16 protein-coding genes and 1 pseudogene are annotated in these 15,348 nt (G+C 53.4%); 11 read left to right on the top strand and 6 right to left on the bottom strand.

Translation table 11 applies throughout. The annotated features are described in order from the left end of the window. The first annotated feature begins 61 nt into the window (after positions 1-61). From GN242_RS05495 to GN242_RS05505, 3 genes are read left to right on the top strand one after another with little or no spacing between them, the layout of a single operon-like run. Positions 62-496: a DcrB-related protein gene (locus GN242_RS05495; RefSeq protein ID WP_156287025.1), complete on the top strand. Its 435-nt coding sequence runs from the start codon at positions 62-64 to the stop codon at positions 494-496. Between the two features lie 36 nt (positions 497-532). Further along, on the top strand, positions 533-4,720 hold the full coding sequence (locus GN242_RS05500) for an RHS repeat-associated core domain-containing protein (RefSeq protein WP_197094765.1): 4,188 nt from the start codon (positions 533-535) through the stop codon (positions 4,718-4,720). 1 nt (position 4,721) lies between these two features. Then, the gene (locus GN242_RS05505; RefSeq protein WP_156287026.1) at positions 4,722-5,039 is read left to right on the top strand and encodes a hypothetical protein; all 318 of its coding nucleotides are present in this window, start codon (positions 4,722-4,724) and stop codon (positions 5,037-5,039) included. A 51-nt stretch (positions 5,040-5,090) separates the two neighbouring features. Here GN242_RS05505 and GN242_RS21720 read toward each other — a convergent pair whose 3' ends face one another. Next, positions 5,091-5,186 carry a hypothetical protein gene (locus tag GN242_RS21720; protein ID WP_231617133.1) on the bottom strand — a complete coding sequence of 32 codons (96 nt, stop codon included), beginning with the start codon at positions 5,184-5,186 and terminating at the stop codon, positions 5,091-5,093. Positions 5,187-5,387: 201 nt separating this feature from the next. Here GN242_RS21720 and GN242_RS21825 point away from each other — a divergent pair. From GN242_RS21825 to GN242_RS05520, 3 genes and pseudogenes are all read left to right on the top strand, one after another. Further along, positions 5,388-5,504, top strand: a pseudogene (locus GN242_RS21825) (RHS repeat-associated core domain-containing protein); the annotation flags it as partial. Beyond that, entirely contained in the window at positions 5,499-5,819 is a 321-nt protein-coding gene (locus tag GN242_RS21625) for a hypothetical protein (protein ID WP_197094807.1), read from the top strand. The pseudogene GN242_RS21825 and the gene GN242_RS21625, both read left to right, overlap by 6 nt. Then, positions 5,809-6,129, top strand: a complete 321-nt coding sequence (locus GN242_RS05520; RefSeq protein ID WP_156287027.1) for a hypothetical protein — start codon at positions 5,809-5,811, stop codon at positions 6,127-6,129. Before GN242_RS21625 ends, GN242_RS05520 begins: the two co-directional genes overlap by 11 nt. Positions 6,130-6,287: 158 nt before the next feature. Here the strand turns inward: GN242_RS05520 and GN242_RS05525 are convergent, their stop codons facing one another. Then, complete coding sequence (locus GN242_RS05525; RefSeq protein WP_156287028.1) at positions 6,288-6,452, bottom strand: hypothetical protein; 165 nt, start codon at positions 6,450-6,452, stop codon at positions 6,288-6,290. Positions 6,453-6,588: 136 nt separating this feature from the next. Here GN242_RS05525 and GN242_RS05530 point away from each other — a divergent pair, with 136 nt between their 5' ends. After that, positions 6,589-7,407 (top strand): RHS repeat-associated core domain-containing protein, encoded by an 819-nt coding sequence (locus GN242_RS05530; protein WP_231617134.1) that lies wholly within the window; start codon positions 6,589-6,591, stop codon positions 7,405-7,407. A gap of 7 nt (positions 7,408-7,414) precedes the next feature. Beyond that, a complete protein-coding gene (locus GN242_RS05535) occupies positions 7,415-7,912 on the top strand; it encodes a DUF1436 domain-containing protein (protein WP_156287029.1) in 498 nt (165 codons plus the stop codon). 124 nt (positions 7,913-8,036) lie between these two features. On the opposite strand, the gene GN242_RS05540 is transcribed toward GN242_RS05535, so the two are convergent. Next, complete coding sequence (locus GN242_RS05540) at positions 8,037-8,261, bottom strand: hypothetical protein (protein ID WP_156287030.1); 225 nt, start codon at positions 8,259-8,261, stop codon at positions 8,037-8,039. 213 nt (positions 8,262-8,474) lie between these two features. On the opposite strand from GN242_RS05540, the gene GN242_RS05545 reads away from it, so the two are divergent. Then, positions 8,475-8,669 carry a hypothetical protein gene (locus tag GN242_RS05545; protein ID WP_156287031.1) on the top strand — a complete coding sequence of 65 codons (195 nt, stop codon included), beginning with the start codon at positions 8,475-8,477 and terminating at the stop codon, positions 8,667-8,669. A 287-nt stretch (positions 8,670-8,956) separates the two neighbouring features. Beyond that, a complete protein-coding gene (gene ypfM, locus GN242_RS05550) occupies positions 8,957-9,016 on the top strand; it encodes a protein YpfM (RefSeq protein WP_118665656.1) in 60 nt (19 codons plus the stop codon). 102 nt (positions 9,017-9,118) lie between these two features. Here the strand turns inward: ypfM and acrD are convergent, their stop codons facing one another. From acrD to narQ, 3 genes are all read right to left on the bottom strand, one after another. Next, complete coding sequence (acrD, locus tag GN242_RS05555; protein ID WP_154753846.1) at positions 9,119-12,232, bottom strand: multidrug efflux RND transporter permease AcrD; 3,114 nt, start codon at positions 12,230-12,232, stop codon at positions 9,119-9,121. A gap of 223 nt (positions 12,233-12,455) precedes the next feature. Continuing rightward, on the bottom strand, positions 12,456-13,094 hold the full coding sequence (locus GN242_RS05560) for a response regulator (RefSeq protein ID WP_154753847.1): 639 nt from the start codon (positions 13,092-13,094) through the stop codon (positions 12,456-12,458). Between the two features lie 13 nt (positions 13,095-13,107). Beyond that, positions 13,108-14,781: a nitrate/nitrite two-component system sensor histidine kinase NarQ gene (narQ, locus tag GN242_RS05565; protein ID WP_154753848.1), complete on the bottom strand. Its 1,674-nt coding sequence runs from the start codon at positions 14,779-14,781 to the stop codon at positions 13,108-13,110. A gap of 266 nt (positions 14,782-15,047) precedes the next feature. Between narQ and GN242_RS05570 the strand changes: the two genes are divergently transcribed. Further along, positions 15,048-15,323, top strand: a complete 276-nt coding sequence (locus GN242_RS05570; protein WP_154753849.1) for a YdgH/BhsA/McbA family protein — start codon at positions 15,048-15,050, stop codon at positions 15,321-15,323. Positions 15,324-15,348 lie beyond the last annotated feature (25 nt).

A 15,348-nucleotide genomic window follows, 5' to 3' on the forward strand; every position in this document is an offset into this window, starting at 1 on the left:
CATGCGCAACATTGTGGTAAATCTACCCCCTGTGGAAAAGGACTTTGCATGGAGCGCAGGGATGACCCGGATTTCAGCACCCCGTTGTATTTTCACGGAAGGCAGCATTACCCTGCCTGCCGGATACCGTGAACAGACCGTCAATATTTTGATTGCGCCATCAGGGCCATCTCTTAATATCTCCCGTGACCAGCTGCACCCCGGCGAAGACTTTGCCGCCTACCTGGCCCGCCAGCGTGAGGTGTTGCAAAAACGCCTGCGCAGGTACCAGTCCCTTGACGAACAGCCCGCCGTCCTGGGCGATGGCCTGCTCCACGGCATCACGCTGCTTTCCCGCTACCATCCGCAAAAGGGCCAGACCCTGTACCAGCGTCAGGCGGTATTCCCCGTTACGGCCTCTGACGTGCTGATATTCACGCTGGCGGGCTCCCGGGCCCTCACAGAACAGGATGAGGCTTTCTTCTCAGCCTGTCTGGACAGCTATCAGCATCCGTAACCCCCCTCATTTCGACCAGGGACAGGAGCGAATACCATGCCGGAAGCTGCGCGCGTCGGTGATGCCACCGGCCATTCGGGGGCTCTCGCCGGGTTGACCGGCGGCACGATTCTGGGCGGGCTGATTAACGTCGCCGGGGGCATTCTGGGCGGCATGCTGTTTGCTGCCGGGTGTGCGTCTGCCTGCCTTGGCGTGGGCTTTTTGCTTATGGGGGCCGGGATTGCGGTTGGCATGGCGGCCAGCGCCCTGGGGGAAAAGGCGCGGGATGCCTGTGCCGGCGCCGGGGCCAGCCCGGTGAGCCCCGGCGGGACGATTATCACCGGCTCGGGCACTGTCTTTATCAACGGCAGGGCTGCCGCCGTAGCGACGTTAAGCACCGCTGCCTGTGACAGGGACAGGACGCAGCAGGCGGCGCAGGGCTCTTCTTCCGTATGTATCAACGGTCTGCCAGCCGCCCGCAGGGGCGATAAAACCACCTGCGATGCGACCATCCTCGCCGGTTCGTCCAGCGTGTTTATCGGCGGTGGCACAACGACCACGGAAAACATCAGCCCGGAAATCCCCGGGTGGGCCTATACCGTTTCAGACCTGACGATGCTTGCTGCGGGGTTCGCCAGCTTTGGTGGCGCCGCCGGCAAGGGGCCGGGGGCAGTTCAAACTCTGTTTGCCAGACTGCCCGGGGCCGGCAGGATGGCTGAAATCGCCTGCCGGCTGGCTCCATTAGCCATAGCGGCGTCGGTAGCCGGGGTTCTGGCCAACCCGGTAGATGTGACTGGCGGGCAAAAATTCCTCAATGACGACGATGACCTGGACTTCACCCTCGGGGGGGAATTGCCACTGTTCTGGCAGCGTCGTTATCTCAGCAGCCATGCGGCGGAGAGCGTACTGGGGCCGGGCTGGAGCCTGTTCTGGGAAAGCGAACTGCGGCAGGTGGACGAGGGGATCCTGTGGCGTAACACCTGCGGGGATTTTATCCCGTTCCCTGAGGTACCCGCCGGCCATCGTACCTTCTGCCCCGATCAGCGGTGCTGGCTTACGCATCAGGAAGATGGCACGTGGTGTATCAGCGATGCCGGTGAACTGCGCTATCACTACCCGGCCTTCGACGCCGGGGGCCGGGCTCCCCTGAGTGCCGTCAGCGACAATGCCGGCAACCGGCAGTCATTCCACTACAACGAACAACGGCAGATGGACATCCTCACCCTTACCGGTGGTCAGGCCCTGCGCTGTGAATATCACCCCGAACTCCACCGCCTCACTGCCGTGTGGCAGCAAACCGTGGCGGGTGAGGTGCAGCGCGTTCGTTACCAGTATAACGACGCAGGCCGGCTGGTCGCGGTGCAACACCGGTGCGGGGCCGTCATGCGCCGCTTTGGCTGGGATGAACAGAACGGTTTGCTGCTGTGGCATGAGAATGCCGCCGGGCTTCGCTGCGACTACCGGTGGCAGGAAATCGATGATATCTGGTGCGTCACCGGGCAGCACACCAGCGAGGGGGATGGCTACCGGCTGGCCTGTGATGAAGAACGCGGTCTGCGCACCGCCACCTTCCAGGATGGCAGTCAGGCGGTGTGGGAACTGGACGAACACCGTCGCGTCAGCCGTTACACCGACCGTATCGGTAATGAACATCAGCTACTATGGGACGAGGCCGGGCTTCCGGCGGGTTACCGTTCGCCGCTGGGGCATCTGCGCCAGTGCCAGTGGGATGAACTGGGCAGGCTGGCATCGGTCACTGATGCCGGTGGAGCGACGACGCGCTGGCAATATCAACGCAACAGTGACCGACAGACCTTCGTGTTCTGGCCGGATGGCCTGGCAGAGCGCACCGTCCTGGATGAACAGGGCCGGGTGGTGCAGGAAACTGACCGGCTGTTGCAGTCAACGTACTACCACTATCCCCACGCCCGTACGCTGCTGCCAGACCGCGTCACTGATGCACAGGGGGGAGAGAGCCGGTTCAGCTGGAATAGCCGGGGGCAGCTCACGGGTTACACCGACTGTTCCGGCCGATCCACTGCCTGGCTTTATGACGGACTGGGGCAGATGGTCTCCCGCCGTGATGCACTGCAACAGGAAACCCGCTACCAGTATAACGATGCAGGCCGGCTGGTCACCCTGACCCTGCCGGATGGCTCAACGGAACAGTTTGACTGGTCTGACGCCGGATTACTGCTCAGTCATCAGCAAGGGAACAACCTGCCCCGCCACTGGCACTACAACGCGCGTGGGCAGACCCTGAGCGCGACAGACCGGCTGAACCGGGTTATCCGTTATGACTATGACGCAGAAGGCAACCTTCTTAGTCTGGATAACGACAACGGCGGTGTCTATCGTTTTACCCGTGATGCGGAAGGCCGGCTACGGGAAGAACAACGCCCGGACGATACCCGTTACGGTTACGCCTACAATGCTGACGGGCAGATAAGTGAGGTGACTCAGCGCGGCACGGCAGACGGGAAAGGTCAACGCCCGACGAAACCAGGCCACCTGACCTACGATGCTGCGGGTCGTGTGACTGAACGCCAGACGCAGACCGGGCGGGTGGTATATCAGTGGGATGTGATGGGTAACCTGCTTGGTGCCAGCCGTACACCGACGGAACAGGGGCTGAAGCTGGGTATCCGGCCCAATACCGTGAGCTTCGAGCGGGATGCGCTGGGCCGGGTGATCCGGGAGCATAACGGCGCTGAAGCACTGAGCTACCGGTATGATGCACTGGGCAACCTGACCGAACTGGGGTTACCGAATGATGACCGCTTCCGGTGGCTGCACTACGGCTCCGGGCACGTCACCGCCATCTGCTTCAATAATCAGATAATCAGCGAGTTTGAGCGCGATGCCCTGCACCGTGAAACCAGTCGCACACAAGGGGCGTTGACACAACACCGGCAGTATGGCCGGCTGGGGCGTCGCCAGTGGCAAAGCAGTATCAGCCATCGCCTCACCGGTGCACTCACCTCCCCGGAGCAGGGGGTTCTGTGGCGGGCGTATCATTATGACGATATGCATGAGCTGGCCGCCGTGGAGGACGGCAACCGGGGAAGGGTGAGCTACGGCTATGATGTTGAAGGCCGGCTGCGCAGCGTCTGTACGGCACAGGGCGATCGGATCTCTGTGCATTACGATCGGGCTGATAACGCCCTGGTACTGCCATTACTGACGCCAGAAAGCTCACCGTCTGTCCGCGGCAGCCAGGCTTGCAGTGATAACCGGCTGACGGGGTGGGAACGATGGCAGTATCAGTATGATGCCTTCGGCAACATGGTGGTGAGGCGAAACGACGGACAGGTTCAGCACTATCGCTATGATGCCGATAACCGCCTGGTGGGGGCGAAAGGTGGCGGGCCGAAGGGGCTGTTTGAGGCGCAGTACCACTATGACGCGCTGGGCCGCCGGTCCAGTAAGGTGGTCACCCTCCGTCAGGAACGGCGTGAGACCCATTTCTTGTGGCAGGGGTTGCGGCTGCTGCAAAGTCGTACTGACGATCACCAGCAAACCTATTGTTACGACCCGAACGAAGCCTGCACACCGCTGGCCTGCATTGAACGGCACTACAGTGGGGATAAGATTTACTGGTATCACACCGATCTAAACGGCTCGCCACAGGAAGTGACGAATAAACAAGGTGAGATGGTGTGGTCGGGGCAGTATGGGGTGTTTGGTCAGGTGACGCGGCAGACCGACGCGATGTGGCGCAACTTCAGCCAGCCGCTGGGGGGATTCCGTCAGCCGCTGCGTTATGCCGGGCAATATCTGGATGAAGAGACCGGGCTGCACTACAATACCTTCCGGTATTATGCGCCTGAGGTGGGCAGATTCACGACGCCGGATCCGATAGGGTTAGCGGGTGGATTAAATCTTTATCAGTATGCGCCGAATCCGCTGGGGTGGATTGATCCGCTTGGGTTGGCAGGCTGTGATGTAACTAGAGTTCGTCACTATACAAATAGAAAAGGTTCAAATGCCATAAAAGAGAGTGGTGTCATCAGAGCCCAAGATAATGGTCGTGTATATGTTGAACCTGTAAATAAAAAACCTATGGGCCAAGTTCAGGTTGAAACAAAATATCAAATAAAGCCAGGGAGAGGTAGGGATTATATTGAAACCGATGTTCCAAACTCACAATTAGAGTGGATTACCAACCCGCGTTATCATACACAAGAGCTTACTGTAAAAGGTGATGTTGTTTTGGATAACTTCTCTGTAACTCAAAGGAAGTAACATGTTAAAAGAAAATGAGTCTATAACTTTAACCGGTTGTGAGGCTATTGATATTATAAAGGAGATAAACTATATCCTTGTCTCCCTGAATAATATAGCTCATCACTATTATAATGAGCCAACTATTACAGGTGCTCGACGGCTGGAATATGAAAGAGAGACAACTAACTTCATAGATAATAATAAAATAACTCATAAGTTAGCTGAGGTAAGGAGAGTTCTTTCTAGTAAGTTCAATGATGAGCTAGGTGATGATGATATGGACGATATCGAAAGGGAGACAGAAAAGACAAGGTACTGGGAAAAACCTGGAGATTAAGAGTAAGGCCGGGGAGATCCGCTTGGGTCTCCCCAGCTATTGTATCAGTTGCTATGCCAGCATATTCCCCTGCTGCACCCGAATCACCACCTGAAAAGGCATCAGGCTGATCGCTAGCGGTTGCCCGGTCAGGCCGCACTGTGTCAACCATCTCCTGCCAGATACAACTAGCCGTTATCCCGTATCCAGTTCGCGCCTATATGGGGATATTACGATGCTTCAATTAGTCTATATTTTCATTACCAATTGATTTTAAAGTGTTTTGTTCAGATAAAAACTATCACGGAAGGGCGGTAGCGTATAAACTACGATGTAAAATCCTTGACCCATTACAACCCAAATAGGTAGTACGGCCCAGAGGTTGGCCGGTTCACGACGCATGATCCTATTGGGTTAGCGGGTGGATTAAATCTTTATCAGTATGCGCCGAATCCGCTGGGGTGGATTGATCCGCTAGGTTTGAGTGGTGATAAGGTAAACGTATATAAGGACGCGCCTTACCATGGTATTTTTGATAATTCAGTAAAAAGCCGAGCACCAATAAATGGTCAGACAGCCTTAGATAACTCCGTTCAAGTAAAACCAACATCACCAAGACGAGTTGGGGTTGATATTACTAATAATGAAATTGTTGTATTAGATAAAACTCGATCTTTAGCAGGTAATATAGATGAATATCATGGGAATGTACGTGATTGGGATGCTTTGGATAACAAGCAAAAATCTGCGTTAACCAGATTTGGTAAGGCAACAAGAAAAGGAAAAATTTGTGGTGAATGAAAATAAGCTACATTTAGAAAAACTACTTGATTCGGGTGAGTCAAGAAAAGTAACAGATACCCTTCTTTATATTGCCTATAATGTAAGTGATATAGAGTGGGCTGAAGAGCAGTTAATGAGGATGGCAAATGATTCTGACGATGACATTAGTGGATTGGCTTTAACTTGTCTGGGGCATTTAGCCAGAGTAAATGGGAAAATAGATAAAAATATAGTAATTCCTTTTTTGAAAGATAAAATGTCAAGTTCAAATGAGATGGTATCATCGAGAGCTAAGGATGCTCTTGATGATATTAATATGTTCACTTGAAAATTGAGTATCAGGAAAGTGGATGTCTGAAAGATGTTAGAAATTTTCCACTATGCTAGTAAGCTGCATCGGTAAAAATAGAATTGATCATAAAGCCGGAAAGATCCACCGATCCTTCCGGCTATTTTTATCCGGTTCGCCAGCTTCATCTCCCGCAGTTACTGGCGCAGGGCTTCCGGCTTACGCTTCAGGTCGTCCACTTTGCCACTCTCCGGAACCAGCACAATACCCCCGTCGGTTATTTTGACGGTGAGATGTGCGCCCATCTCAAATCCCGCTTCAATAACCAGATAAGCAGCGAGTTTGAACGCGATGTGCTGCACCGCGAGACCCGCTGCACCCAGGGGGGCGCTGACGCAGCACCGGCAGTATGACCGCCTGGGCCGCCGGTTAAGCAGGGAGGTGACCCTCCGTCAGGAACGGCGTGAGACCCATTTCTTGTGGCAGGGGCTGCGGCTGTTGCAAAGTCGTACTGACGATCACCAGCAAACCTATTGTTACGACCCGAACGAAGCCTGCACACCGCTGGCCTGCATTGAACGGCACTACAGTGGGGATAAGATTTACTGGTATCACACCGATCTAAACGGCTCGCCACAGGAAGTGACGAATAAACAAGGTGAGATGGTGTGGTCGGGGCAGTATGGGGTGTTTGGTCAGGTGACGCGGCAGACCGACGCGATGTGGCGCAACTTCAGCCAGCCGCTGGGGGGGTTCCGTCAGCCGCTGCGTTATGCCGGGCAATATCTGGATGAAGAGACCGGGCTGCACTACAATACCTTCCGGTATTATGCGCCTGAGGTGGGCAGATTCACGACGCCGGATCCGATAGGGTTAGCGGGCGGGATAAACCTGTATGCTTATGCGCCGAATCCTCTTTCTTGGATCGATCCTCTTGGGTTAAAATGTACACCTCAACAGTTAGCCCAAAATAGAGCTAACGGAAAAGCGTGGGAAGCTAATGTTACTCAGGCTGCTCAGAATAAATATGGTGCAAATAATGTATTTGAGCAGGTCTATATTCGTCCTTTAGATGCTAATGGTAATCCAGTTAACTACCGAGTTATTGTTGATAATGCAATAACATCACCTAATTCACCGGTTAAGTTAGTAGATGCAAAAGCATCTACAACGGCTCCATTCACGAAGAACCAAACGAAAGGATATCCTTTACTGTCCCAAAATGGAGGCATTATTGATAGCGGTCCTTTATCTGGAAAAACTATAGGGCCAACAGGTGTGAACAGAATAGACCCAACAACTATTGGAAACTTGTAGGATTAATATGCAAAAACACGATGCCATTATTTACGAATATGGGGATAAATACTTTATCATTCAGCGTTCGAAACAAGATGAGCGACAGAGTGAATGTCCCAGTGAAAATGTAGCATTAACAGATTCGTTGCCTGTAGGCATAAGCTATCCCTTGTTGGGTGAGGGCGTGTTAAGAGCTATTGATAATTATGGGGCTATCAAACCTTCTTATTCTCCGTGGGAGTTAAAGGAACTGAGGAAACAACTTTGTGGCTGGATTGGTGCAAAGTCTTATTCTGGACTGTTAAGGGCTAGTAGGTTGGTTATTGCTCAGAAAAATTTTGCCAGAGACCGAATTGAAATTATTCCTTTTGATAATTTCAATATTAATAAATGGGAGACAATGTTAGTAGACGACATGATATGTCTTCCTGCTGATTCAGATTTTGAAAGTGTTGGGATGGCGATTTATAAAGCATTTTCTATAGCAACAAATCATCCAGATAAAAAATGTAATTACGGATAAGCCGGGACAGATCTTTAATCTTCCCGGCTGTTTTTATGCATTTACCCGGCTAAATCCTTATTCCCCGGAGCGCCGCTTTAGCGGCATTTCTCATATCCCGGTTCGCCAGCTTCATCTCCCGCAGTTACTGGCGCAGGGCTTCCTGCTCACGCTTCAGTTCGTCCACTTCATCACTCTCCGGAACCAGCACAATACCCCCGTCGGTTATTTTGACGGTGAGATGTGCGCCCATCTCAAATCCCGCATCAATAACCAGGTAATCAGCGAGTTTGAACGCGATGCCCTGCACCGCGAGACGCGCCGCACCCAGGGGCCGCTGACGCAGGTAACGAAGAGTGAGCGCTGGCACACAGTCTACAGCGGGTAACCGTTACTGGCAGCGCTGAGATGATGAAAGTCAGGCGTCCAGACAGAGCGATTGATGCGCTGTCGGCAAAAGTCAGACTTCTGTACCCTTCTGTTTTTTGTGGGATTCATCTATATTCGGGTGAGCTCAATGAATATGATAGCCACGAGCGCCGTATATCAGGGTAGAGAGCCCGCGACCAAGAGGAGGGGAGCAATGAACTATATGAAAGAGTCTGCTGCACATACAGTTGAAGAGACGCAGTCAACTATTGTGCTGATGCGTAAAAAGAAATCCCGCTGTGATGAATTTGCTCATATCGTGGAAGCTGTGTTACGCGACCATCCCGATGCTAAAACGCATATCGACAGCGAAAGCGGTGGTTATGACAAGGTTATCATTCTGAAGTAATGATGCATCCGGCCCCGCAGGGGTTGTTGTTCCCGCCTGCGCGGCACAGCTCGCCGCAGGCGGCGCACGTTAATAATTTTATTGCATGTTCCCTGAACATTTATATGTGCTACTGCTAATAATCCCCTGAGAAATCATTAGTTACTAACTGTGCGTTATCGCACAGATTCATCAAATACCCCTCTGTTTACCTTTTGTCGATAGCTGCAATTGGGATCTGCGTCTTTCTTTTGCTTAGGATTAGTCTTAAAATGAACTCACAATAAAAGTGAGAAAGAGAGGATTTTATGATCGACTTAGAATTGGGGAACTGGAAAGACTTCATCGAAACGATGTTACGTAAGTAATGAGTTTCAGAAAAGAGAAGCACAGCGATCAGATCAAACTGCTTTATCTTCAGTCACTTCCATTATAAAAGGCAGCCCATTAAAGGCTGCCTTTTTGCTTTATTATTGAGGCTTATCCCTGAGCGGGAAGCGGCGACGTACCAGTACAAAGAACAGCGGCACAAAGAATATTGCCAGTACAGTGGCGGAAATCATTCCACCCATTACCCCTGTACCCACCGCATGCTGGCTGCTGGAGCCTGCGCCGTTGCTGATAACCATTGGCAATACGCCGAAGATAAAGGCCAGCGAAGTCATCAGAATAGGCCGCAGACGCTGGCGTGAAGCTTCCAGCGTAGATTCCACCAAATCGCGCCCGCGCGTATTAATTTCGTTAGCAAATTCAACGATAAGAATGGCGTTTTTGGCTGACAATCCTATCACCGTTAATAAACCTACCTGGAAGTAAACATCATTCTCCAGCCCGCGCAGCCAGGTAGCAACCAGAGCACCAATAACGCCCAGCGGCACCACCAGCATCACCGAGAAGGGTATCGACCAGCTTTCATACAGTGCTGCCAGGCAGAGAAATACTACCAGTAACGACAGTGCATACAGCGCCGGAGCCTGAGCGCCGGTCATCCGCTCCTGGAGCGATGCGCCTGTCCACTGTAAGCCAATACCAACGGGCAGCTGGCTAACCAGCTTCTCCATAACGTCCATGGCGGCACCGTTACTGACGCCTGCGGCGGATTCACCGACAATCTCCAGGGCAGAGTAGCCGTTGTAACGCTCCAGTCGAGGTGAACCACTTTCCCAGTGGGAACGGGCAAAGGCGGTAAACGGCACCATCTGACCGCTGCTGTTACGTACATACCATTTGCTGATGTCGTCAGGCAGCATGCGGAATTTAGCATCAGCCTGGACGTAGACCTTTTTCACACGTCCGCGGTCGAGGAAGTCATTGACATAGGTGGAACCCCAGCCCGTTTGCAGCGTGGCGTTGATATCATCCAGTGAAACCCCCAGCGCCTGCGCTTTACGCTGGTCAATATCAATACGTAGCTGCGGGCTGTCGTCCAGGCCGTTGTGCCGAACCCGGGTCAGCTGCTTATTCTTTTGTGCCATTTCCAGCAGTGAATTACGTGCGTTCATCAGGGCGGTATGGCCAAGACCGGCGTGATCCTGCAATTCCATATCAAATCCGGCGGAGTTGCCCAATCCGGTAATAGCCGGTGGGCTGCTGGCGATGACCTTTGCCTCATTAATAGTGCTAAAGGCTTGAGTGGCACGTTCAATAATTGCAAAGGCGCTGTTGTCGCTGCCGCTGCGATCCTGCCAGTCTTTCAGACGCACAAACATACGTGCCACGTTTTGTCCGTTACCGCCTGGTCCGGCACCCACGGTGGCGAATACCGACAGCACATTCTCTTTTTCCTGCGTCAGGTAATATTTTTCAACCTTTTCTACCACCTTCATGGTCTGTTGCAGGGTTGAACCCGGCGGCAGCTGCACCTGTGTGGTAAAGATGCCACGATCTTCCAGCGGCAGAAAGGAGGTGGGCAGGCGGATAAACAGCAACGCCATAATGGCAATCAGCGCCAGATAGAGCAGCAGCCAGCGCCCCCCTTTTGCGAGGATTTTACCGACGCCGCGTTCATAGCGTTCGGCGCTGCGGTTAAACATGCGGTTAAACCAGCCAAAGAAGCCCCGCCGCCCGTGATGATGGCCTTTCGCCAGCGGTTTCAGCAGCGTTGCGCAGAGGGCAGGGGTAAGGATCATGGCCACCAGCACCGACAGCACCATGGCTGAAACGATGGTGACCGAAAACTGGCGATAAATTGCGCCCGTGGTACCGCCGAAGAAAGCCATCGGTATAAACACCGCCGACAGCACCAGCGCAATCCCTACCAGCGCTCCCTGGATCTGCCCCATCGATTTTCGCGTGGCTTCACGCGGCGACAATCCCTCTTCGCTCATAATACGTTCGACGTTTTCCACCACCACGATGGCATCATCCACCAGCAGTCCGATGGCCAGCACCATCGCAAACATTGTCAGGGTATTTATGCTGTAGCCGAAGGTATAAAGCACACCGAAAGTGCCCAGCAGTACCACCGGAACGGCAATGGTTGGGATCAGCGTGGCGCGGAAGTTTTGCAGAAACAGATACATCACCAGGAAGACCAGCAGCACCGCTTCAAACAGGGTTTTAACCACATCTTCGATAGAGGCTTTGACAAATGGCGTAGTTTCGTAGGCGATTTCAGCTTTCAGCCCGTGTGGGAAATAGTGTGACAGTTCGTCGAGTCGGGCGCGCACCAGAGTATCAGTTTGCAGCTCGTTGGCACCTGAAGCCAGCTTGATCCCGAGGCCCGAGGCGGCCATACCGTTATAGCGGCTGAGATAGTCATATTTCTCTGCTCCAAGTTCAATTTGCGCCACGTCTCCCAGCGTAACTACTGAGCCATCCGCATTGACTCTGAGGGTAATGGCGCGGAACTGTTCCGGGGTTTGCAGCAGTGACTGGGAATTGATGGTGGCATTCAGCGCCTGGCGATCGACGGAAGGTAGCCCGCCAAGCTGGCCCACCGCCACCTGGCTGTTTTGTGATTCGATAGCGCTGACAACATCGCCGGTGGTCAGGGCATAGTTGATCAGCTTGTCCGGATCGAGCCAGATACGCATTGCATACTGGGAGCCGTAGGCATCCACCTGGCCCACACCATCAATACGGCTTAAAGGATCCTGGATATTACTCGCCACATAGTCGGAAATATCCTGTTTATCCATGCTGCCATCGGTAGAGACAAACGCCACCATCAGAATATTAGTGTCGCCAGTTTTATTGACCGTCACCCCCTGTGACTGCACATCCTGCGGCAGCTTACGCAGCGCAGACTGTAACTGGTTCTGTACCTGCTGGCGTGCCTCGTCGGGGTTTGTTCCGGCTTCGAAAGTGAGCGTTATAGTCGCCTGGCCGGTATTGCTGCTCTGCGAAGACATGTACATCAGGTTATCGATGCCTGTCATATTCTGCTCGATCACCTGGGTAACGGTGTTTTCCAGGGTTTCGGCGGAGGCTCCGGGGTAGTTGGCGGTGATGCGAACATTGGGCGGGGCAAGGTCGGGATATTGTTCAATGGGCAGGGAGACGATCGCCAGCCCCCCGGTCAGGCACATAAGAATCGCCAGCACCCAGGCAAAAATTGGCCGGTCGATAAAGAAGTTCGCCATCTCAAGCTCCGCAGCATGTTGTCTGAAAATAAGAAAAGAATGCCTGTGTTCCCTGCGGCGTTTGAGAGAGATATCCTGGCAGGATATCTCTCAGGTGCGGTGCAAATTTATCAACTTATTCAACAGGCTCCGGCACCCGATAACTTTACTCGCCGTTGCGCGAACAATCGTGGAGAAATTGAGGAGAATATGTAAATTATCGTGCGGATTTAGCGCCTTTTGGTTACATACTGGAACGATGTGACTCAAGCCATAATACTGTCGCCGCCACCCGGGAGCGCACATTGAGTTTCCTCAACACGCTGCGCAGGTGCACTTTGACGGTCTGCTCAGAAATCGCCAGATTCTCAGCCACCTGTCGGTTGGAGAGGCCGCTGGCGACCTCTTTCAGCACTTCCTGCTCTCGTCCTGTCAGGATAACGAACGGATCAGCTTTCCAGTTTTCAGCGTTGCGTAGTGCGCGTAACGGCGCGCTGTAGGCCACGCCACCTTCAGCGACCTGAATAATTTGCGCCAGTAGCTCTTCCGGTTCACTGTCCTTCAGCAGATAGCCATCAGCACCCGCCTCAAGCAGGGCGGAGATATCACTACGCTGGTCAGATACCGTCAGCACTACCACGCGCGAGTAAATACTCTCCGCTCTCAGCGCATTCAGCGTTTCGAGACCTGAAAGCCCCTTCATCCTGAGATCTAACAGGATCAGGTCGGGGGGGAGTTGCCGGGCTATCTCCAGCGCCTGGGAGCCGCTGCTGACGTCGGCCACGATAGTAAAACGGGAATCCAGTGCCAGTAGCTGACGGATGCCATCACGCATAAGCGGATGATCGTCGACTATTAATACACTGACTTTCTTCTCTTCCATGATCACTATTCCTTCACGGTAAAAGTTCGGTTTGCGGGTTGAAGTGCAAAGAGACACCGGTGCCGCCGTGCACATCACGCTGAATGGTTAACGTACCGTTCAGGAGAGCGGCGCGTTCATGCATAATTTTGAGACCGTAATGCCCGTCAGGCTCTTCCAGCGTTTTAATGCCGACACCGTTATCGTTTATGGTAATGGTTACTCCGTCTGTGGGGTGTTCATAACCTTTGACACCAATTTCCGTTGCGTGTGAGTGGCGTACAGCGTTGAGCAACGCTTCACGCACAATTTGTAAAACGTGAATATGCTGCTGCGCCGGAAGCTGGACATCCAGCTGGCAGGCCAGCGTAATCGAAGCCGTTGTCTGCCGACGCAGCGGGGCGATCATCTGTTCCAGCCCCCGGGCGAGGCTGGTGGGTTCAATTTTCAGACGGAAAGTGGTTAACAGCTCCCGCAGCTGTTGGGTAGCAGCAACAAGCGCCTGCTCAAACTCTTCCACGATAGCCCGCGCAGCAGAAGCGTCGGCATCGAGGGTGCGCTTCAGCCTGACCAGCTGAATACGTAAAAAGGTCAAAGACTGTGCCAGAGAATCATGCAGCTCGCGTGCCATCGTGGTGCGCTCTTCCAGCAGCAGCAGACTGTGCACCTGCTGCTGAGTCTGCCAAAGCTCCAGCGCGTGCACCAGCAGCGATGCCACATTGTTCATCAGCGGCGATTCACTGTCATCGGCCTGCCAGCGCAGCTCACCGCAGGGGCGCTGCTCCGGATGCTGGCAGAGTGCTAATTTCTGCCAAGGTCGGGTGAGATCGATCTGCCCGGCACTCAGTAACCCAAACTCAGAGGTTATCAGCGCAATATAGCTGAGTTTCTCGTGATCGGAGACCAGCTGTAACGTCTGCTGAAACGCCTCCTGCCCTTTTACGCTGTGACTGAGCTGCTGTGAGCAGGCATATAGCAGGCGAAGGCGGCGGTTAGCCTGTGTCAGGTCGGCGGTTTTTTTTTCGACGTTTAATGACATAGCTCGCCAGGACTTTTCCAGCTCGCCCGACATACGGGTAAATGCCCGTGCAAGTACACCAAGCTCATTAGGCATATCAGTACTCAGCGGCGGCAGATGAAACCGGGTTTGCTCTATCGCTTCGCTGGCGCTAACCAGCTGTTGCAGTGGCCCGACGACCTGCTGGCGGATATGACGCAGAATAACGTATACCAGCAGGGCAATCGCTAAAAACCCCAGCAGGCAGGTGAGTGCCGCCAGGCGCATTTTCAGCTCCGCCCAGTGCTGTAACGCCAGTACAAACTGGTCTATTTTTTCCACCTGCTGCATCACCTGCTGATGATTTTTTACCCCCGCCGTGGCGGGCTGCCTGGCTGCATTCAGTAGTTCGCGGTAGCGCTGGCGCACAGTAGCGGGCACGTAGAAACGATCCAGTGCCTGAAGTGCCGGGGAGTGCAGAGTGCGCTGATAGTCAGCAATATGCTGTGCATAAAGTGGGGAGGTGGTGGTTGCGTCCCAGTTCAGGCGCCAGACCTGCATTCGCAGCGAGCCTGACAGATTGACCGCTTCCGCATCGCGCAGACTGCCGGAAAGCGTCAGCAGCGCCAGTCCGCTGGAGATAACGGACAGTAAGACGATGGTAAATAGTGCGCGGGCCAGACTGTGAGTCAGGGAGCGTGTCGTTGCCAAAATAATCATCCTTAATTTTAGGGTGGTTATTATAACGCTATGCCATGATTTACTGAAGAGGCAGCACCTGGCCCGTCACGCAACGTTACATACGCCGGGTTTATAGAGACTGGTTTACATTTCTTGGCGCAATCGTGCTCAATGCCAACAATGTTTTAATGCCTTTACCGGGCGCTCACGCTGCTTTTCATTGAGTTGGTAATAATTAATCCCATCACCACATATCAATCAAGGATTTATTAACCAAGAATTTCAGGAGCACCGTTATGAATAAGATACTCCCCGCTATGATCACGGCCATTATGTTAGCTGCAACTTCGTTCTCTACCCTGGCGGCCACGGAAGTTGATCACGGCGAGGCAAGCACCATGCATAGCATGGGCATGGTTTCGGTTTCTGGTGTAAGAGGTACGATGGATGATTTAACCCGGCAACTGGCAGAGAAAGCTTCTGCGCAGGGTGCCAGCAGCTATCGCGTAATTGGTGCCAGCACACCTGGTGACTCCAGCCATTGGTTGGGCAACGCTGAAATTTACCGTTAATCCCGTTTTATTCTGTTCCCTGTCT

Source organism: Erwinia sorbitola (genome assembly GCF_009738185.1).
GTDB classification, from domain to species: Bacteria; Pseudomonadota; Gammaproteobacteria; order Enterobacterales; family Enterobacteriaceae; genus Erwinia; species Erwinia sorbitola.

What these genes read in the sequence shown, in the direction of transcription:
- GN242_RS05500 (WP_197094765.1), top strand. Translation starts at nt 533, where the DNA reads ATGCCGGAAGCTGCGCGCGTCGGTGATGCCACCGGCCATTCGGGGGCT.
- GN242_RS05505 (WP_156287026.1), top strand. Translation starts at nt 4,722, where the DNA reads ATGTTAAAAGAAAATGAGTCTATAACTTTAACCGGTTGTGAGGCTATT.
- GN242_RS05570 (WP_154753849.1), top strand. Translation starts at nt 15,048, where the DNA reads ATGAATAAGATACTCCCCGCTATGATCACGGCCATTATGTTAGCTGCA.
- GN242_RS05535 (WP_156287029.1), top strand. Translation starts at nt 7,415, where the DNA reads ATGCAAAAACACGATGCCATTATTTACGAATATGGGGATAAATACTTT.
- GN242_RS05560 (WP_154753847.1), bottom strand. Translation starts at nt 13,094, where the DNA reads ATGGAAGAGAAGAAAGTCAGTGTATTAATAGTCGACGATCATCCGCTT.
- acrD (WP_154753846.1), bottom strand. Translation starts at nt 12,232, where the DNA reads ATGGCGAACTTCTTTATCGACCGGCCAATTTTTGCCTGGGTGCTGGCG.
- GN242_RS05545 (WP_156287031.1), top strand. Translation starts at nt 8,475, where the DNA reads ATGAACTATATGAAAGAGTCTGCTGCACATACAGTTGAAGAGACGCAG.
- GN242_RS05495 (WP_156287025.1), top strand. Translation starts at nt 62, where the DNA reads ATGACCCGGATTTCAGCACCCCGTTGTATTTTCACGGAAGGCAGCATT.